Source organism: Haliscomenobacter sp. (genome assembly GCF_033763495.1).
Classification (GTDB): Bacteria; Bacteroidota; Bacteroidia; order Chitinophagales; family Saprospiraceae; genus Haliscomenobacter.
Map to the genome: position 1 here is coordinate 1 of NZ_JANRKL010000154.1, position 18,770 is coordinate 18,770.

Sequence of the window (18,770 nt, forward strand, 5' to 3'; positions counted from 1 at the left end):
AGATGCAGCGCGCGTAGGTTTTGGTTTTCCAAAGTGTTTTTTTGAGCACAAAGGACACCAAGGAAAGCACAAAGGGCACAAAGTTAGACGTTGACGACGTTTTCTTTGTGCCCTTTGTGCTTTCCTTGGTGTCCTTTGTGCTTTAAAAAGGTCGCTTTGGTATGCTCCGCGTTCCTATCAAAGACTCCCCAATTCAGCCTGCACCTTTGGGAAAAAAGAAACCGCAAGATTCGGGTTTTTAACTCCAGGTTTATACCCGAATTTTGAGCCATCAAATTTACAAGAATCCACCGTATGAAAACATTCATTTTGATCCACGGGTCATGGCATGGCTCCTGGAACTGGCACCGTGTTGTGCCGATTTTGGAAAAGCTGGGGTACCGGGCTATCTCGATCGATTTGCCTGGCATGGGTCGAGACAAAACTCCCGTACAGGAAGTGACCCTGGAAAAAAGTGTACAAGCCGTTTGTGATTGTATCGATGCCATCGAAGGCCAGGTAATTTTGGTAGGTCATAGCAAAAATGGCATCGTGATTTCTCAGGTGGCCGAATACCGCCCTGAAAAGATTGAAAAACTGGTGTACCTGGCTGCTTACCTGATCCCCAATGGGAAAACCCAGCGCGAATACTCCATCCAGGATACCGAAGGGGTACTAAAACCTTATGTAAAACTGCACGAAAATGGAAAAACGTCTACCCTCGATCCCACCATTTACCACGAAGGTTTGTATGCTGACTGTGATCCACACATTGAACAATTGGCACGGGTGCTACTCAGTGCTGAACCCATTGAGTCTGGCATGACACCCCTGCAACTAAGCCCTGAAAAGTTTGGCTCCGTACCCCGGGTATACATCGAATGCACCCTGGATAAAGCCGTCACCCCCTTCATCCAACGCAAGATGTATACAGAAATGCCTTGTCAAAAGGTGTACTCCATGGAGACGAGCCACTCGCCTTTTTTTAGCAAACCGGCTGAATTGGTAGAGATATTACTGGATTTGTAAGCTGAATATCTACTCTATACGAATGCGGATTGGTAACATCATCTGCATTCGTACGGGCTGGCCTCGTTGTTCGGCAGGTAACCAATTGGGCATTTTGGCAATCAGGTTAAGGCATGCATCGTCAATGTCTGGATGAATACTTCTTACGATTTTGGGAGAAGTAATTTTCCCTTTTTCGTCTATAATAAATTGAACAACTGTCATCGTACCAGAATAACAGTCCTTAGATTTTGGTGCCAATTCTAGGTTTTCAGCAATAAATTTCATCAATGCAGTGCTTCCTCCCGGAAAAGAAGGCATATGCTCTGTAATAAAAATACAACCTGGCAGGTGCTCCTTGTAAATACTTTCACTCAACTGACGCAACAACAATACATTATCCCCTGCCATATCAGGATTGTATTTCACCCAGGCCGCGAACTCAGCACTCACGGGCTGACCATGAATATAAGCAGGCCGCCAGCCGTCTTCTGAAATCACCTTGTTAAAAACGCGCAGCACGGCACTGTCCAATAAGGGATTTAAACCTTCGGTGACCTCAAAATCATACAAAGTCCCATCTGCATTGACATGGATTTTGATTTTGACGTATCCGCTATCCGCCATTTTTTCCGCAGGCCGTTCCAGGTTGGCGTAGATCAGGGTAGCCAGGCATTCCCGTGTACAGCGGAACAGCTCCTGCTCACTCAACGCAGGATCGTAACAGCCTGGGTAGACTGGGAAATGGAGGGTATCGAGCGGCGGCGGCGAATTCAGGAGTTCTTCATGCTGAGCAAAAAGGAGAAGGGGCGCCAGGATTAACACAGCTAAGCTGAGGACTCGGTTAATTCTTGTATTCATTCCAGGCGAAATCTAATGGGTAAATTCATTTCCATAGCTATCGGGGTGCCCTCTTTGGTAGTACCAGGTAACCAATTGGGCATTTTTTGTACAACTTGAAGGCCAATTGCATCAAAAGCTGGATATAAACTTTTTGCTATTCTGGCTGAGTTAAGTTTCCCGCTTTGTTCAACCGTAAACCGTACAACAACAGTGCCTTGAATACATCCGGTATCAAATTCTTTAGGCCACTCAATATGTTCAGCAAGGAATTGCATCATTTTTTCATGCCCACCGGGGTATTTAGGCATATGCTCAGCATATTCGGCAGTGGCACAAATGTATGAAGGCAACTGACATCCCTGTTCACTCAACTCGGGGGACACCGGAGCTTCCAGTTCCTCCAGCAACTCACACGATGATAGCACGAGCAGTAGCGCCAGGCTACTCACCCCAGGAAGGTTTATCCGCATTGTTTTTTGATTTGAAGTTGAAAATATATCGGAGTAGATGAAGCCTATTCCTGTTTTGGTGTGCAGCCTTCATTTTTTGTAAAAATCAAGCTTAAAATTTGCACAAATCAAAATAAAAACTAGTTTTGTAACTGGTTACGTAACTTAAATAAAAAACACCTTGCTCATGTCATTTTTCGAACAAACTGGCAAAAAAGCCATTGGTACCCGCCTGCGGCGTTTGAGTGAATGGATCACCGAGGACGCTGCCCAGATTTACACCCTTTACGGCGTGACGCTTCAACCCAAGTGGTTCCCGGTGTATTACGTCCTCTCTGGCGGCGAAGCAAAAACCATCACCAGCATCGCCGAAGAAATTGAACACTCCCATGTTTCGGTCAGCAAGATCATCCGCGAAATGGCAAAAAGTGGTTTGATTACCTTTGGCAGCGACGAAAATGATGCCCGCAAAAACCTGGTCAGCCTCTCTGAACTGGGTTTGGCCATCAACGCAAAAATTGCACCTCAATTCGAAGACGTTGGCAATGCCATCGAGGCCATCATGGCCCAAAGTAACCACGACTTGTGGAAAGCCATCGAAGAATGGGAGTTTTTGCTCAGTCAAAAATCCTTGTTGCAAAGAGTGATCGAACAGCGCAAGGCACGGGAAAGCCAGGCCGTAAAAATTGTGGACTACACCCCGGTTTACCAACAAGCTTTTCGGGATTTGAACGTCGAGTGGATTTCCAAATACTTCAAAATGGAGCCTGCTGATTACCAGGCACTGGATCACCCTCAAAGTTATATTTTGGATAAAGGCGGGCACATTTTGGTGGCCTTGTACCAGGGTCAACCCGTGGGAGTATGTGCTTTAATCAAAAAAGACCATCCAGTATTTGACTACGAGTTGGGAAAAATGGCGGTTAGTCCGGCGGCCCAAGGCAAAAGCATCGGTTTTTTACTCGGCAAAGCCATCCTGGACAAGGCCAGGGAATTGGGCGCCAGGAATGTATTTTTGGAAAGCAATACCCTGCTCAAACCAGCAATCAACCTTTATTACAAGCTGGGTTTTGAAAAAATCAGCGGCTATCCTTCTCCGTATGAGCGGAGCAACATTCAGATGATGGTGGAGTTGTAAATGCCCAATTCATAGGCATTCAAAGTTTTTAACTCACTCCACTCCTCTTTCCTCATCCAAATGGTCATAATCCCCCTGCCAGGCGTAGTAGCCCATCAAGGACATCCCCGCTGCAATCGGCACAAAAATGGCTAAAATGATGATCCAGAAAGTATAGGTTTCCTGGGTTGGAGGAACTGCTGCATTGGGCGACAGTTCGCGCATGGCTTGCATTATCCCAAAAATGATGCTGGCGGGGCCCAAAACCATCCAAACCAGACCAAGTATTCTTTTGAGTGAGTTCATTGCTCGTTTGTTTTCCTGAAAAATTAAAAATCTTGTCTGCCTGTGCAGTTTGGCGTGCAACTGCGCAACAAATCAATCCCCAACGTTTGGATCAACCTTGTTCGACAAATAAATGGCCCCGATCACAAAACACAATGCCGCAATGATGATGGGCCACCACAGTCCCGCGTAAGGATCACCCATGCTGGTGGTAAAGCGGGTTGCGATATAGGGTGTGAGTCCACCAAAAATCCCGTTGCCAATGTGATAGGGCAGCGACATGGAGCTGTAGCGAATGCGAGTGGGGAAAATTTCCACCAGAAAGGCGGCAATTGGCCCATAAACCATCGTTACATAAATCACCTGAATGACAATCAGGAAAATCATCAGCCAAAAACCATTGGAACTAAGCGTTACTTCCTTGGTGATTACCGGCTTGGGCGCAGTGGCCGCAGCGTCGGTCAATTGGGTGGTTTTGGTCGTTTCTTTGTAGCTCGTTCCGTCGGTGTAAGCTTTGGTGATCACCGTGGTGGTCAAAGTGCCCCCGGCTACATTTTCGGTACTATTCGTGCTGCTCGTTTGAGCGGTAATTTCCTGCTTTTGAGCCAGATCGGAGGTTGTGAACATGGCATGGTAAATCGGGCGGTAAGTCACAATGGCCAGTAACATCCCCGCCAGCATGATGAACTTGCGGCCAATTTTGTCGCTCAACCAGCCAAATAGCACAAATGCCGGTGTGGCAATGGCCAGGGCAATCAAGATGATGTTGCGCGCCTGGACAAATTCAATGCTACAGGTTTTTTCAATAAAGGAAAGTGCATAAAACTGCCCCGTGTACCACACCACACCTTGCCCCATGGTAGCCCCAAACAAGGCCAGCAACACCATCTTCATATTGGCACGTTTGGTAAAGGAGTCCTTAAGTGGATTAGCAGATACCTTGCCTTCCGCCTTGATTTTGCGGAACAAGGGCGACTCGTTCATGCGCAAGCGGATGTAAATCGAAATGCCAATCAAAAATGCCGATACAATAAAGGGAATCCGCCAGCCCCATTCGCCAAAACTGGCCACACCCATGGTGTTGCGTGTCAGCAGGATCACCCCGAGGGCCAGGAACAAGCCCAGGGTAGCTGTGGTTTGAATCCAACTGGTGTAATACCCGCGTTGATGGGCGGGCGAGTGTTCGGCCACATATGTAGCCGCTCCGCCGTATTCTCCACCCAAGGCCAAACCTTGCAACAAACGCAGCAGCAATACCAAGAGCGGTGCCGCCGCGCCTATGGCCGCATAACTGGGTACCAAACCAATGGCAAAAGTGGAGCCACCCATGATGATCAAGGTCAGCAAAAAGGTATATTTCCTACCAACCAGGTCGCCCAAACGGCCAAATACCAACGCACCAAAGGGACGCACGATAAAACCTGCTGCAAAAGTAGCCAGTACCGAAAGATAGGCTGCCGTAGGGTTGCTAGCCGGAAAAAATTTGGTGGAAATGATCGACGCCAGTGCGCCAAAGATGTAAAAGTCGTACCATTCGATCAAGGTGCCTACCGAAGAGGCGAGAATAACGGCCCGAATGGTCTTTTTTTCTTCCGTGGTCAAGTCCACGTTTTTTGCGGTTGATGTGCTTGTCATGTTTATAGTTTCAATAATTTTCAAGGTTAGCAAATAAATTTGATTCACCCAAATAACCATTCGGCGTTTTGTAGTCTTTTTTATGAGCAGCAAAAAAATAGAGTGGTTTGCCTACCTTTGCGCAGTTTTTATCAAAAATGTCATGCAAGAAATATCCAACGCACAAAAACTCCGCCTGGAGTTGTTATGGTGGCTGCTTACGGGTTTATTTGTGGCCCTGGTATTGGCACCCATCTATTTCTACACGGAGGGCTACCCATTTTGGCGAGTCAACATCATTTACATCGTCACCTTTATTACCGTGGCGCGTTACATTTTTTTATTGCGCACCACTTTTTTGGCCAAAATCCAGTGGTTAAAAGTGGCCTTGATTTGTGTGACCATCCCGGCCGCTTTTTTGCTCATTCAGGAAATGAACCGTTTCCAGGTATTTCTGGATTACAACGAGCCAGAAGATTTAGTGGGGCTTTTGCCTGTAAAAACCTCCCGGGCCATGGTGCAATACATACGCAATGAGTTCATTTTATTCGGAGTGGGGAGTGTCATTGCTCTGGCGATTTTGCCTTTTCGGATGATTCGTTCGGTTTGGCGGTACCGGAATACGGGGCAGCCGTAGATCTATAGGATATTTTTGCTTTTGAGACGCATAGGACATCAATTGCCACGTGCTTTAGCGCGTGGATAGCAGGATTTTTTTGAAAATGGGCTTTAGCCCTCGCATAAAGATTAATATTGGGCTAAAGCCCATCAAAAGGCAATTCCCATCCACGCGCTAAAGCACGTGGCAATTGATGTCCTCCGAACAAAATGTCAAGTAGTTGAGCTATACATCCTATCCTCTCATCCCCTTCGCTCCCAAATAAATCAAATACTGCGCCACAATGTAAGTGAGCATGATGGCAAAAGATGCCCCGACAAAAGGATTGGCGAACTTATTCACGGCGATCAAACTATCCGAGAGCACAAACAGAATGGTACCGATGCTCAAATAACTCTTGGCTGGTGCCGCCAGGAGGTTCCACAAATTGTGCGCGCTAGCCGTCATCACAATGATTACCAAACTATATGCCGTGACCGGAATCCGCAAATCGCCCAAACCCGGCCAGAGGATGTACATCAATATGCCCCAAAACAGTAAAAAGAGCAACAAGAGCCAGGGCTTTTGTTGAATCAGCCCTGTACGTTGGCCTTTCCAGTGCCAAAATGCGCTTATAAAAAACAGGTGCGCCACCAAAAAACTCCCCAGACCTAGGATGAAAAAAGGCACATTTTGCCCCCAGGTACTCGATACCATCATCAAGAGCAAATCTCCAAACCACGAAAAAAGGAAGGCTCCGGCAATGAGCCGATCAAAGCGGGTTTTTAACAGGGTGATGGATTGCCAGGCCATCAACAGTGGCAGCAACAAAAGAGGCTTGGTTGCATAATTGAGCATACTGGAATCAAGAACGGTAGAGGCTAAATTGCCAATGGACGCGATGGCAAAAACGAGCAGGATGGTTTTTTCTTTGAGTTGCATGGCAGGACTGAATTAGGGGCAATAAAAACAAGTGCTCAGGAAAATGAGCACTTGTTTTTATTGCCCCACTGCTTAAGAACAAAAAATTTTGCCCTAAAATACTTAAATCCTCGCAATCTGCGCCCCAATATTCCTCAAGCGCTGCTCGATAAACTGATACCCCCTGTCAATCTGATTCACGTTGTGGATCACACTTTTGCCTTTGGCCGAAAGTGCTGCGATCAATAGCGCTACTCCGGCGCGAATGTCCGGCGAAGTCATCGAAATGCCCCGCAGGGGTTGCCGACGGTCGAGGCCAATCACGGTGGCCCGGTGGGGATCACAAAGGATGATTTGTGCACCCATATCAATCAGTTTGTCTACAAAGAACAGGCGGCTTTCAAACATCTTTTGGTGAATCAGCACACTGCCGCGGGCCTGCGTAGCCACCACCAGCATGATACTCATCAAGTCGGGCGTGAAACCCGGCCAGGGCGCATCGTAAATAGTCATGATCGAGCCATCGATGAAACTCTGGATTTCGTAATGTTCCTGGGCCGGAATACGGATGTTGTCGCCCTGAATCTCCATTGCAATGCCCATTCGTTCAAACATATGGGGGATGATGCCCAAATCGGCTACTCCGGCGCCTTTGATGGTCAGGTCGGACTGAGTCATGGCCGCTAAACCGATGAAACTACCTACTTCAATCATGTCGGGCAGCATGCGGTGCTCGGCACCACCCAGGCTTTCCACTCCCTCAATGATCAATAGATTGGAACCTACCCCACTGATGCGGGCGCCCATGCGGTTGAGCAGTTTGCACAATTGTTGGACGTAAGGCTCACAAGCGGCGTTGTAGATGGTGGTAGTGCCTTTGGCTAGTACCGCAGCCATCACCACATTCGCCGTACCCGTCACCGAAATTTCGTCCATCAGGATGTAGGTGCCACGGAGTGCTTTGGCTTCTACAAAATAAACGTTGAGGTCACCATCAAATTTGAACTCGGCACCCAGGGATTGTAAGCCCAAAAAGTGGGTATCCAAACGGCGACGGCCAATTTTATCACCACCGGGTTTGGGCAAAAAGGCTTTGCCAAAACGGGCCAACAGCGGGCCAATCAGCATCACTGAACCGCGAATTTTGCTCGCTTTATTAAGGAATTCAGCCGAATTGAGGTAGACCAAATTGATGTCGTCGGCCTGAAAAACATAAGTGCCAGGGCTGGTTTTTTCCACCTTTACGCCAAGGCCTTCCAGGAGCTCAATGAGGAGCACTACATCCTGGATTTGGGGTACATTGGCGATGGTAACTTTTTCAGCGGAGAGCAAGGGTGCACACAACACCTGCAGCGCTTCGTTTTTAGCGCCTTGGGGTATTATTTCACCGGACAGGGGCTGGCCGCCGATGACTTCAAAAGCGTCGAGAGTCATTTGTAAAATTGTTCCTGGAACTTAGATTGAAAATAAAGACACCCAATATCCAATGGTCACTGAGCGAAGCCGAAGTGCCGTTGGATATTGGGTGTCTTTATTTTCAAACCAATTCCTTATTTCCGTTTATTGTTCCTCTGTTGTTTGAAGCCGCCACTGTTGTTGTTTTGCTGGCGACCACCGTAGGAAGAGCGACCACCGCCCCCACCATTGTTGCTGCGCTGCTGACGGTTGTTGCTGCCACCCTGGTTGTTGGTGCGGCGGCGGTTATTGTTGTTCATGTTGTTGCCTTGGTGGGCGGGCGTCAGGTTTTCGATGGAACCCAACTCATCCAACGACAATTGGCCTTGAGAGATGATCTCCAGGTCAGTTTTGATGACATCGTCACTGACAAAGTGCTCTTTGTTCCAGGTGCGGTAAGCCAACTTCATATACGAAGCAATGGTGGCAACAAAACCATTGCGCTTGGCTCCCGGCTCCATTTCCAGGGCGCGGCGAATCAGGCGTTGCACATTGTTGCCATAGTGGCGAAAACCGGGCTCAGCGGTTGGGTAATTGACCTTGTCCGGTTTTTTGTTGTCGTCATCTGAAGAAGGCGTAATGCCATTGGGTGGCGTTACGCGGAGGTCGTAATTGGCGATTTTAAAAACGTGGCGCCAGAGTTTGACGCGGTAATCTTCCAGGTTCCGGTTTTGAGGGTGCATCATCATCATCATGTTGACGATTTCCTCTACAACATGCTGGCGGGTGCGATCGTCCGCTATTTCTTTTGCGTAAAGTATCATGTTTTGTACATTCCTCCCATACTCGGGGATGATCAATTCATCCTTTTGAGAGTTGTACCCCATGGTGGTTACGGCTTCTTTGTTGCTCATTTTTATGGTTTCTATTCTACCGTGACTGATTTGGCCAGGTTGCGTGGTTGATCTACATTACATCCTCTCATTACTGCAGTGTAATACGAAAGCAATTGTAGCGGAATAACCGATAACAGGGGCGAAAGCGGGTCTTCGGTTGAAGGTATTTCAATGGTGTAGTCGGCAATCCGGCTGATGGTATCATCGCCTTCAGGCACTACTGCAATGACTCTGCCTTTGCGTGCTTTGACCTCCTGGATATTGCTGACGATTTTATCGTAGGCGCTGCGATTGGTAGCAATGACAATGACTGGCATGTTTTCATCGATGAGCGCAATTGGGCCATGTTTCATTTCCGCAGCCGGATAACCTTCGGCGTGGATGTAGGAAATTTCTTTTAGCTTAAGTGCTCCTTCCAGCGCAACCGGAAAATTATACCCCCGCCCCAAATAAATGGCGTTGTGGTGGTCTTTGATTTCCGCTGCAATATACTTGATCTTATCGTCTTGTTGCAATACCTTTTTAATCTTTTCTGGGATTTGGGCCAATTCCGCGATCAATTTATGATAATATTGCTCCGAAATGGTACCCCGATGGTGGGCTAGGTACAAAGCCATGAGGGTCAGGAGGGTAACTTGCCCGGTAAATGCCTTGGTGGACGCTACGCCAATTTCTGGTCCGGCGTGGATGTACGAACCAGCATGGGTAGTCCGCGCAATGGATGAGCCTACTGAGTTGACAATACCATACAGGAAAGCGCCTTTTTCCTTGGCAATTTCCAAAGCAGCTAAAGTATCCGCCGTTTCCCCCGATTGAGAAATGGCAATGACCACGTCTTTTTCAGAAATGACCGGGTTGCGGTAACGAAACTCGGAAGCGTATTCTACTTCCACGGGGATACGCGCCAGATCTTCAAACAGGTATTCTCCAATCAAGCCCGCGTGCCAGGAAGTACCGCAACCAATCATCACAAAACGTTTGGCCCTGGATATTTTGGCTGCATATTCGGCCAGGCCACCCAGATGAATCCAGCCCTCATCCGCATTGATGCGCCCCCGCATACAATCGCGGAGGGTGTTGGGTTGCTCGTGGATTTCCTTAAGCATGAAATAATCGTAGCCTCCTTTTTCCAACAACTCGATCTTCATGTCCAATTCGTGGATGAAGGGCGTTTGTTTTTCGTTGTTGATGCTCCGAATGTCGTAATGCCCATCGCGGTGCAGCACAGCAATTTCTTCATCGTTGAGGTAAATCACCCGATTGGTATGCTCTACAATTGGGGTGGCATCGGAGGCCACTAAAAACTCTTGATCGCCCAAGCCCAATACCAATGGGCTTGCTTTACGGGCGGCCACCAGTTTAGTGGGCTCTTGCTGGTCCATTACCACAATTGCATAAGCACCTACCACCCGGGTAAGCGCCAAACGGACCGCTTCCTCCAGAGGGAGTTGGTCCCGATCTTGTACAGCCTGGATCAGATTGACCAAAACTTCGGTATCGGTATCGCTGTGAAAAACGTGTCCTTCTTTCAGGAGCGCCGTTTTTAACAAATCGTAATTTTCAATGATGCCATTGTGAACCAGGGCCAGGCGGCCATTGGAAGAAAGGTGCGGGTGGGCATTTACGTCATTGGGCTCGCCGTGGGTGGCCCAGCGGGTATGTCCGATGCCAATCGAAGCTTGCAGCGGTTTTCCTGCGGCATGAGCCTCTAGATCGCTGACCTTACCTTTCTTTTTGTACACCAACAGGTCGCCGTTGTGAAGGGCAACTCCCGAGCTGTCGTATCCTCGGTACTCCAGCCTTTTTAATCCTTTGATGAGTTTTGGGTAGGCGTCCGCAGCGCCTAAATAAGCGACGATTCCACACATGTTCTACTAGCTATTAAGTGAAAAATGAAAAGTGAAAAATGAAAAATAAGCTACCGCAGCGACTTTGACATGTCATGCTTAACAAGTCGCTGCGGTAGCCAACTTTTCACTTTTCATTTTTCGCTCTTCTTATTACTGCCCAAGTTGGGTATAATATAACTTTAATTTTGCACCGTATAGAGGGTGATCTGCTCGGTACAGGGTGGTTCTTGCGGCTGATTCGGCTAGAGGGAAAGCTTTGAGGTAAATTTCGTTTGGCACTTTCCCTTTGATCATATTTTGAACGTGTGCACTCAGGTTTATAGTATATGAGCCTGGTTCATTATTTGTTCCACTGACGTAGGCCCCTCCATAAAAAGGATCAAGATTACCTGCCTGGGAGGCATTATTAAAATCTTCAACTACAGTAAGTTGACCTTTATCGTTGCGATACATGGCCAGAATGCGAGGGCTGGGTGTAAAAAATACGGATTCATCGCCGGGGACGTTGGCCACATTGAGGACCAATTCAGCCTTGTTGATGATGACGTTTTTCAGGTTTTTGAGGCTGGGGATGGAAAACTTGCTGTTGGCTCCTTCTTGCCCTTGTAATAAAATGTATTCCTGATTGGGTTCGCCTGCGAGGTATTTGCCCAATAAACTGGTGCCTCGGTCGCGGGAAATGGAATTGGCAGCTACAAAACCAAATACGTAGCGGTATTCTGTAGCAGTACCAGCAGCCGTTTTGTAATAAAGGTACAAACCAGCACGAGTGGAACTGAGGTCAAAAGCAGCCAGGGCCTTACCCAGATTGGTAGCATTCAATTGCAGACCGTAAAATTCTTTAATGAACTTAACCCGGTTTTTGTAAACAGCTGTATCGATGCCTAATAGTTTGGTCTGAAACTTAGTGTTGTTCAAACGGATGCGCAACTGAGGGGGGACTTTGGTTTCAGTACCCGTGCTGCTCGAATATTCCTTGATTTTAATTGAATCAAAGTTTACTGCAAAAGATTGGGCTTGCAAAACCTCGGCTGAAACCGGTAATTTTTGATTGCTGTAATAATTTTTGTCAAGGGCAAATGAATCCGCAAGTTCCCGGATTTCCAGATCATACCGCTGAGCCTTATCACCATAAATGTTGGCAGTGCTGTAGGGGAGCACCAATACCATGGAGTCGACCGTGATGCCCAAGCCCGGGTGTATCTGCACAGCAGGAACCAGTTGGGTTTGAATGGCTACATCCGTCAACCCCATGATTGGGTCATTCATTTTGCCCAAAAAATACCGGGAAATAAAACCACTGGAAGAATTCGTGGGAATGGAATAAACCAACAAGGAATCTCCGGGGACTGCTGTGGTTATAATTTTGAAAGTATCCACAGCTTGGATATTGACCAGGTCTTCATCCAATAAGTCCGAACCTGTATCGATGGGGTTGGTACAGGAAAAAACAGTAGCCAGGCTCAAGCCTAAAACAGTCAGGTAACTACTAAAATGCTTCATGGTGAAGTGTAAAAATTAATCGTAATGGTTGAGATAATGTAGGGGTTGAGTAGTTGAGGGGTTGAGCAATTGAGTAGTCGGCGCTTCGACTACGCTCAGCGACCGATTACTCAATTGTAACCCCTCAACTACTCAACTATTCTGCCACAATCTGGCCCATTAAAGTTTGGTAGAATTCCATAATTTCAGGCAGGTCCTCCGGACTTTGGCCATTGATCACCGGTTTGTCGGTTTGTGCCAAAATCGCCTGGATGTCCTCACTGTAACTGTGACTGCCTTTGACCACTCCATCGGCGAATGCAATTGCCCCTTTGTGCAGGGTTACTGCTCCATCCGTTTCGTAAGCAGCCAGTTCTTCGGCGGAGATGTTGTTGATGCCTGCTTTAGCCAAAAAGGTTTCCAGATTGAAAGAATCTTCCAAGGCTTCATTGTACACCGAATAAACTACTTTGGTGTTCTGAAACAAAGGATCACTTTTGTAAGCAGACTTGAGGTAGAATGGAATCAAACTGGTCATTGGCCCCAGGCAATGTACAACATCGGGTGGCCAACCAAATTTTTTCACGGTTTCGATAACTCCTTTGCAGAAAAACACCGCTCGATCGGCGTTGTCATCAAAAGGAACCCCACTATCATCTACAAAAACCGATTTGCGTCGGAAAAAGTCATCGTTGTCCAAAAAGTAGACTTGCATCCGTGCTTCTTGCAACGAGGCGACCTTGATGATGAGTGGGTAATCGTCATCGTCAACAATAATGTTCATCCCGGAAAGCCTAACCACTTCGTGGAGTCGATGCCTTCGCTCGTTGATAGAACCAAATCTTGGCATTAACACCCTGATTTCCAGCCCGTTTTCCTGGATGTGTTGTGGCAGTTTTCGAGCCATAGCTGCAATCTCGGAAGCGACAGTATAAGGCTCCATTTCTTGCGTCACAATCAGCACTTTCTTCTTACTCATATAGCCGGGACATTATTTTGCCCTGTTTTTACCTCTGCAAAACAGATTTTTGACAAGGCAACTACGAACGAGTTGCAAAAGTAAGAAATATTGAGCACTTTTCCTTATTAATGAGCAACTTGTTTCCAAGTCATTCCTAAATTGCGCCAATTTTCTTATCCTCAACATAATAACAATTCATTGCCAACGATGTTTTTGTACCGCACCCTTAGTGAACTTCAGCATTACCTCAATTCTCGCCGCCGATTGGGCGAGCAGATTGGATTTGCACCAACCATGGGTGCTCTTCATTCAGGGCACCTCGATTTGATTCGCCACAGCAAAGTGCACAATGCTTGTACAGTGTGCAGCATTTTTGTGAATCCTACGCAATTCAATGATCCCAAAGACTTGGAAAAATATCCGCGTACACCAGAGAAAGACCTCGCTATGCTGGAATCGGTTGGTACAGAAGTTGTTTTTATGCCCCCAGTAGAGGAAATTTATCCGCCAGGCCTGGAAACGACCTTCCAACTGGACTTGGGACAACTGGACAAAGTGATGGAAGGGGCCTTCCGACCCGGGCATTTTCAGGGCATGGCCCAGGTGGTCAAACGCCTGCTCGATATTGTGCAGCCCGATCGTTTGTACATGGGGCAAAAAGATTTTCAACAATTCAGCATCGTGGGGCATATGATCAGGCAATTGACCTTGCCCGTGGAACTGGTGATGGTGCCCACTGTGCGGGAAACCGATGGCCTGGCCATGAGTTCACGGAATGTACGCCTGAGCCCCGAACAACGAGCTGCTGCACCTGCGATTTACCAGACTTTGAGCTGGGCCAAGGCGCAGTTGGGTATCCTGCCCACTGCCGAAATCGAAGTGGAAGCAATACGCAAGCTGAGTTTACCCGAATTTAGGCCGGAGTATTTTCAAATTGTGGATGGGCGTACATTGCTGCCCGTAGTTGAGCCCGCAACCCACGAATGGATCGTGGCCTGTGTGGCGAGTTGGGTGGGGGAAGTGAGGTTGATTGATAATTTGGAGCTGAAGCGGTAGTTAAAGGATGAGGTATGGGCAGTTACATGATGATAAAAATAATTGTCACCTTGAAAATCGCCAAAACTTAATTATAAATTATACTGACATACCTGGATAAGAAAAGTGTATAGTCACTAACAATGGATTATAACACCCATATCGCCTGTGTAACCGCACCTGCCTAGCAAACCGTCGACTGGATTCAACCCATTTTATTTTGGACTATACCTCCGCAAAATTTGCGAATTCAGTTTTTATCAGTAACTTTGAAATACAAAGTACTTTTATTTAAATCCGCCACCATGAAAATCGACATCATCATCGCCTACATCCAGCGCTACGAGTTCGGCCACGAGAAAGATTTTGTGCCCCCCATCACGGGCATTCACCTAGCCGCCCTTACCCCTAAAAAGCACCTGGTCCGAGTCATTCACCAACAAGTAGAAGCCATCGATTACAATACTGATGCCGATTTGATCGCCATTTCTTTTTTCAGTGGTTTCGCCAATGCCGCCTTTCAGTTGGCCAATGCCTTCAAGCAGCGCAATAAGATGGTCATTGGTGGCGGGCCGCACGTGACGTACAACGAGGAAGAATCCCTGCAATACTTCGATGCAATCGCCACCGGTGAAGTGGAAAATGTCTGGGAGCTGATCTTGCAGGACGCCGAAAAAGGCGCCCTAAAGGACATCTACCGAGGCACGCCCTGCGACATGAAAAACCTGCCCACTCCCCGTTACGATTTGTTGCCCAACAAATTTTTCATCAAAAAAGTACTCCAAGCGACTCGTGGTTGTCCATTTACCTGTTCCTTTTGTACCGTACCTTCTTTGAATCCAGGATTCCGATTGCGCCCGATTGAAGATGTGATCCGGGATGCTGCGTATGATGATTTCCCTTATTGGTGGCAAAGAAAGGTGGTCTGGTTTTGGGACGACAATCTAACCATCCGCAGGCCCTACATCAAAGCCTTGCTCAAGGAGATGATCCCCTTGAAAAAATGGTGGCTGACCCAGGCCAGTATGGATATTGCCAAAGATGCGGAGTTGCTGGATTTGATGAAAGCCTCGGGCTGTATCGGGGTGTTTTTGGGCATTGAATCCTTTGGGCAAGAGTCTTTGAAGGATGCCAACAAGCGGCAAAACAAAATTGAACACTACAAAACGGCAGTAAGCGAGATCAGGAAAAGAGGCATTGCGGTCATGTCCGGCTTTATCGCTGGTTTTGACCATGATGATTATACCAGCATTGTGAACATGGCGGACGAACTCATGAAAATAGGCATCGACGTACCTTTTTTGAGCATCATGACTCCGTTTAAAGGCACCAGCTTGTATGAACAACTGAAGCAAGAAGAGCGAATGTTGGACGAGCGAAGCTGGAATTTTTACAATGGCTACAATGTCGCTTTTCAACCCAAAAACCTCACTCCAACGACCTTGTTGCAGGCGCATCGGGACTTGTGGAAACGCAGTTTTAGCTTTAAAAATTCACTATTGAGAATCATCAGAGGGCTACGCTTGCGGAGAGGCGCCTTTTTAATGACGTTTTTTATGAACAGCTTTTATTGTTTGAAAAAATTGCGTGGCAACTACCCCATCGACATGTCCAAAAGAGCAACTGAAAAGGTACTACCACTTAGGGAACCTCAGTACTTTGCGGCCACTGAACTGGGTGAGGGCATCTAGTCTAACTTCCTTTCATAAACGAACACTTTTGTTCACAAACGAACGCTTTTTTAGCATTTGGTTAGTGCTATTTTTTTGATTAACAGGAAATTAGGCGATTGGTATGGAATTTGGGGCAGAATCTTCTGATTCGCAGCTTATTGTGTATTCGCTCCATCACCCTGAAAAAAGAACACCATGCTAAAAAGCTACCTTAAAATCGCCTTGCGCGATCTTTTGAAACAAAAAGGACTTTCCTTTATCAATGTCCTGAGCCTGAGCATTGGTTTGGCTTGTTTTACTTTGTTGTTGCTCTTTGCGGTCAATGAGTTCAACTACGACCGCTTTCATGCCGACAACGAGCGTATTTTCAGAATGTATCGCTGGACAGAAGACATGAACAATGAAGGAACCGAGGGGGATCCTTATTTGCCCGTTCCACTGGGGCCAGCGCTGAAGGCAGATTTCCCGGATGTGGAAAATTACACCCGCTTTCGGGAGCCCTGGGGGGAAAGCTTTGTGCGGGTCGATGGCACCGTTTCTCGCCTGAACATCTGTTTTGCCGACCCACAGTTTCTCGACGTGTTTACTTTCCCTCTGGAGTACGGCTATAAGGCCAAAGCCTTGTCCGAACTCAATAGTATCGTGTTGACCAAAAAAATTGCGCTGCAACTCTTCGGCGAGCCCAATCCCATTGGGCGGGTGCTGGAAGTCAAAATGGAAACGGATTTTGAGCCCTTTGTCGTAACCGCTGTTGCCCAGGACATGCCCTCCAATACCAGTATTCAATTTGAAGCCATCGGCAATTTTGATAAATTATTGGCTTCGCCTAGCATGATCGAACGCAAAGTGAATTGGAACCATTCCGCCTACTTTACTTTTGTCAAACTGCGTGAGGGGAGTGGCCTGGCTACGGATAAAAAACGCCTCTTGCAGTTTCGCCAAAAATATTACCCTGGGGAGGAGAAGGAATTGCGCGCCAATGGTTTTTGGAAAGGCAAAGGCGCTCCAGTGACCTATGGCCTGCAACCCCTGCGCGCCATGCATACCCAAACTTTGGTGGGGGGTGGTCAGGTGCCCCCGATCCAACCCCGTAGCATTTGGATTTTGCTGGGTATCGCAGCCGGGATTTTGGCCATTGCTGGCATCAATTTTACCACCTTGTCCATTGGCCGTTCGGCGGCACGGGCGCGGGAGGTAGGCGTGCGCAAGGTGATGGGCAGTGGAAGAACGGCACTGATCGGGCAATTTTTGGTTGAATCAGTAATGCTGGCTAGTATTTCCGCCTTGTTGGGGCTGTTGCTGATGCGCGTGATGTTGCCCATGTTCAACCAATTGGCCAACAGACAACTGGTTTTTTCCTTCCAACAATTTCCTGAATTGACGTGGATGCTTGGTGGGCTGGTACTCCTGACCGGGCTTTTGGCAGGTAGTTATCCGGCGCTGGTTTTGTCGGGATTCCGGCCAGTAGAAATTCTGAAAAGTAAAATTCGCCTGGGTGGTGCCAATTTGTTTACCAAGTCTTTGGTTACTGGCCAGTTTGTATTGTCGATTGGTTTGATCGTTTCAACTTTGGTGATTTTGCGCCAATTGGACTTCATGCGTTCAAAAAACCCGGGCTTCAATCGGGAAAATATAGTTGTGGTTGATGCAAGTGATACCGATTCAGAGCGGATTTTCCCCTTGTTCAAACAGGCCGCGAATGCCCGTCCGGAAGTCATTGGAGTGGCGGGTTCAGAGCTTGGCCTTGGGGCAGCTCAAGGTTGGAGTCGTTCGGGTTGGGTACACGACAACGTTCACCGTGAAGTGTACGAGTATTTTGTCGATGCCGACTTCATTAAAATCTTGAACATGCAAATCGTGGCTGGTCGCAATTTTGACCCCAAATTTGCCCTGGACACCATCAACTCGGTGGTCATCAATGAAAGTATGATGCGCTACTTTGGCTGGACACCCGAAACAGCCATTGGGCAACGACTACTGGGATACTACGAAGATCCTGCCAACCCTCTGCCCACCGTAGTGGGAGTGGTTAAAGACTTCCATTTTTTGACGATGAAGGTGGCGGTAGAACCGCAGATGTTTCACCAATTTCCGAGTTATGTGCCCTTTAAATATTTTGTGCGCATTCACCCTGGCGACCCGGCTCCGGCTTTGGCGGCTTTACAGCAGGAGTGGAAAAAACTGGAACCAACCCTTCCCTTTAAATACAGCTTTCTGGATCAAAACCTCAACGATTTTTACCAATCCGAAGCCCGCCTGGGACGCATCATTTCCTGGGCTGGAGGCATCTCCATCTTTCTGGCTTGTTTGGGTTTGTTTGGACTGGCTACCTTGTCGGTCTTGAACCGCACCAAAGAAATTGGTATCCGCAAAGTGCTGGGCGCCTCCATTGCCGGGCTCACTTCCTTGATCGCCAAGGACTTTCTGCAACTGGTGGTGATTGCCATCTTGATTGCTTCGCCCCTGGCCTGGTACTTCATGAACCAATGGCTGGCTGATTTTGCCAACCGGGTCGAGTTGCAATGGTGGATGTTTGCCCTGGCGGGCGCAGGTGCAGTAGGGATCGCGTTTTTGACGGTGAGTTTGCAAAGTGTGAAGGCGGCGTTGACGAATCCGGTGAAGTCGCTACGGAGTGAATAAAACGCCCATTTTGTTCAAATTTAC

16 protein-coding genes are annotated in these 18,770 nt (G+C 47.7%); 6 read left to right on the forward strand and 10 right to left on the reverse strand.

Translation table 11 applies throughout. The annotated features are described in order from the left end of the window. The first annotated feature begins 294 nt into the window (after positions 1-294). Entirely contained in the window at positions 295-1,008 is a 714-nt protein-coding gene (locus SFV55_RS16040) for an alpha/beta fold hydrolase (protein WP_320030539.1), read from the forward strand. Between the two features lie 9 nt (positions 1,009-1,017). Here the strand turns inward: SFV55_RS16040 and SFV55_RS16045 are convergent, their stop codons facing one another. Together SFV55_RS16045 and SFV55_RS16050 are read right to left on the reverse strand one after the other, a co-directional pair. Then, positions 1,018-1,848 (reverse strand): energy transducer TonB, encoded by an 831-nt coding sequence (locus SFV55_RS16045; protein WP_320030540.1) that lies wholly within the window; start codon positions 1,846-1,848, stop codon positions 1,018-1,020. Beyond that, positions 1,845-2,300 carry an energy transducer TonB gene (locus tag SFV55_RS16050; protein ID WP_320030541.1) on the reverse strand — a complete coding sequence of 152 codons (456 nt, stop codon included), beginning with the start codon at positions 2,298-2,300 and terminating at the stop codon, positions 1,845-1,847. The genes SFV55_RS16045 and SFV55_RS16050 overlap by 4 nt, the downstream gene beginning before the upstream one ends. A gap of 166 nt (positions 2,301-2,466) precedes the next feature. Between SFV55_RS16050 and SFV55_RS16055 the strand changes: the two genes are divergently transcribed. Further along, on the forward strand, positions 2,467-3,417 hold the full coding sequence (locus SFV55_RS16055) for a bifunctional helix-turn-helix transcriptional regulator/GNAT family N-acetyltransferase (protein ID WP_320030542.1): 951 nt from the start codon (positions 2,467-2,469) through the stop codon (positions 3,415-3,417). A 33-nt stretch (positions 3,418-3,450) separates the two neighbouring features. Here SFV55_RS16055 and SFV55_RS16060 read toward each other — a convergent pair whose 3' ends face one another. Both SFV55_RS16060 and SFV55_RS16065 read right to left on the reverse strand, forming a co-directional pair. Further along, entirely contained in the window at positions 3,451-3,702 is a 252-nt protein-coding gene (locus SFV55_RS16060; protein ID WP_320030543.1) for a DUF6814 family protein, read from the reverse strand. A 72-nt stretch (positions 3,703-3,774) separates the two neighbouring features. Further along, positions 3,775-5,316 carry an MFS transporter gene (locus SFV55_RS16065; protein WP_320030544.1) on the reverse strand — a complete coding sequence of 514 codons (1,542 nt, stop codon included), beginning with the start codon at positions 5,314-5,316 and terminating at the stop codon, positions 3,775-3,777. A gap of 142 nt (positions 5,317-5,458) precedes the next feature. Between SFV55_RS16065 and SFV55_RS16070 the strand changes: the two genes are divergently transcribed. Then, entirely contained in the window at positions 5,459-5,932 is a 474-nt protein-coding gene (locus tag SFV55_RS16070) for a hypothetical protein (protein ID WP_320030545.1), read from the forward strand. Between the two features lie 216 nt (positions 5,933-6,148). Here the strand turns inward: SFV55_RS16070 and SFV55_RS16075 are convergent, their stop codons facing one another. From SFV55_RS16075 to SFV55_RS16100, 6 genes are all read right to left on the reverse strand, one after another. Then, positions 6,149-6,835 carry a lysoplasmalogenase gene (locus SFV55_RS16075; RefSeq protein ID WP_320030546.1) on the reverse strand — a complete coding sequence of 229 codons (687 nt, stop codon included), beginning with the start codon at positions 6,833-6,835 and terminating at the stop codon, positions 6,149-6,151. Positions 6,836-6,937: 102 nt separating this feature from the next. Beyond that, positions 6,938-8,248 carry a UDP-N-acetylglucosamine 1-carboxyvinyltransferase gene (gene murA / locus SFV55_RS16080; RefSeq protein ID WP_320030547.1) on the reverse strand — a complete coding sequence of 437 codons (1,311 nt, stop codon included), beginning with the start codon at positions 8,246-8,248 and terminating at the stop codon, positions 6,938-6,940. A 116-nt stretch (positions 8,249-8,364) separates the two neighbouring features. After that, positions 8,365-9,123, reverse strand: a complete 759-nt coding sequence (locus SFV55_RS16085) for a DUF4290 domain-containing protein (RefSeq protein WP_320030548.1) — start codon at positions 9,121-9,123, stop codon at positions 8,365-8,367. 11 nt (positions 9,124-9,134) lie between these two features. Further along, positions 9,135-10,973: a glutamine--fructose-6-phosphate transaminase (isomerizing) gene (gene glmS, locus SFV55_RS16090; protein WP_320030549.1), complete on the reverse strand. Its 1,839-nt coding sequence runs from the start codon at positions 10,971-10,973 to the stop codon at positions 9,135-9,137. A gap of 132 nt (positions 10,974-11,105) precedes the next feature. Next, positions 11,106-12,458 carry a DUF4270 family protein gene (locus SFV55_RS16095; RefSeq protein ID WP_320030550.1) on the reverse strand — a complete coding sequence of 451 codons (1,353 nt, stop codon included), beginning with the start codon at positions 12,456-12,458 and terminating at the stop codon, positions 11,106-11,108. Positions 12,459-12,594: 136 nt separating this feature from the next. Next, positions 12,595-13,416, reverse strand: coding sequence for a glycogen/starch synthase (locus SFV55_RS16100; protein WP_320030551.1), 822 nt, complete (start codon positions 13,414-13,416; stop codon positions 12,595-12,597). Between the two features lie 189 nt (positions 13,417-13,605). On the opposite strand from SFV55_RS16100, the gene panC reads away from it, so the two are divergent. The 3 genes from panC (at position 13,606) to SFV55_RS16115 (ending at position 18,746) form a co-directional block, all read left to right on the forward strand. Next, positions 13,606-14,454, forward strand: coding sequence for a pantoate--beta-alanine ligase (panC, locus tag SFV55_RS16105; protein ID WP_320030552.1), 849 nt, complete (start codon positions 13,606-13,608; stop codon positions 14,452-14,454). Positions 14,455-14,738: 284 nt separating this feature from the next. After that, the gene (locus SFV55_RS16110; protein WP_320030553.1) at positions 14,739-16,124 is read left to right on the forward strand and encodes a radical SAM protein; all 1,386 of its coding nucleotides are present in this window, start codon (positions 14,739-14,741) and stop codon (positions 16,122-16,124) included. A gap of 177 nt (positions 16,125-16,301) precedes the next feature. Continuing rightward, the gene (locus SFV55_RS16115) at positions 16,302-18,746 is read left to right on the forward strand and encodes an ABC transporter permease (RefSeq protein WP_320030554.1); all 2,445 of its coding nucleotides are present in this window, start codon (positions 16,302-16,304) and stop codon (positions 18,744-18,746) included. Positions 18,747-18,770 lie beyond the last annotated feature (24 nt).

Excerpts from the sequence above, each read along its gene's own strand:
- SFV55_RS16075 (WP_320030546.1), bottom strand. The coding sequence starts at position 6,835 with ATGCAACTCAAAGAAAAAACCATCCTGCTCGTTTTTGCCATCGCGTCC.
- SFV55_RS16100 (WP_320030551.1), bottom strand. The coding sequence starts at position 13,416 with ATGAGTAAGAAGAAAGTGCTGATTGTGACGCAAGAAATGGAGCCTTAT.
- SFV55_RS16055 (WP_320030542.1), top strand. The coding sequence starts at position 2,467 with ATGTCATTTTTCGAACAAACTGGCAAAAAAGCCATTGGTACCCGCCTG.
- SFV55_RS16060 (WP_320030543.1), bottom strand. The coding sequence starts at position 3,702 with ATGAACTCACTCAAAAGAATACTTGGTCTGGTTTGGATGGTTTTGGGC.
- SFV55_RS16045 (WP_320030540.1), bottom strand. The coding sequence starts at position 1,848 with ATGAATACAAGAATTAACCGAGTCCTCAGCTTAGCTGTGTTAATCCTG.
- SFV55_RS16110 (WP_320030553.1), top strand. The coding sequence starts at position 14,739 with ATGAAAATCGACATCATCATCGCCTACATCCAGCGCTACGAGTTCGGC.
- glmS (WP_320030549.1), bottom strand. The coding sequence starts at position 10,973 with ATGTGTGGAATCGTCGCTTATTTAGGCGCTGCGGACGCCTACCCAAAA.
- SFV55_RS16050 (WP_320030541.1), bottom strand. The coding sequence starts at position 2,300 with ATGCGGATAAACCTTCCTGGGGTGAGTAGCCTGGCGCTACTGCTCGTG.
- SFV55_RS16040 (WP_320030539.1), top strand. The coding sequence starts at position 295 with ATGAAAACATTCATTTTGATCCACGGGTCATGGCATGGCTCCTGGAAC.
- SFV55_RS16115 (WP_320030554.1), top strand. The coding sequence starts at position 16,302 with ATGCTAAAAAGCTACCTTAAAATCGCCTTGCGCGATCTTTTGAAACAA.
- SFV55_RS16070 (WP_320030545.1), top strand. The coding sequence starts at position 5,459 with ATGCAAGAAATATCCAACGCACAAAAACTCCGCCTGGAGTTGTTATGG.
- SFV55_RS16065 (WP_320030544.1), bottom strand. The coding sequence starts at position 5,316 with ATGACAAGCACATCAACCGCAAAAAACGTGGACTTGACCACGGAAGAA.
- SFV55_RS16095 (WP_320030550.1), bottom strand. The coding sequence starts at position 12,458 with ATGAAGCATTTTAGTAGTTACCTGACTGTTTTAGGCTTGAGCCTGGCT.
- murA (WP_320030547.1), bottom strand. The coding sequence starts at position 8,248 with ATGACTCTCGACGCTTTTGAAGTCATCGGCGGCCAGCCCCTGTCCGGT.
- SFV55_RS16085 (WP_320030548.1), bottom strand. The coding sequence starts at position 9,123 with ATGAGCAACAAAGAAGCCGTAACCACCATGGGGTACAACTCTCAAAAG.
- panC (WP_320030552.1), top strand. The coding sequence starts at position 13,606 with ATGTTTTTGTACCGCACCCTTAGTGAACTTCAGCATTACCTCAATTCT.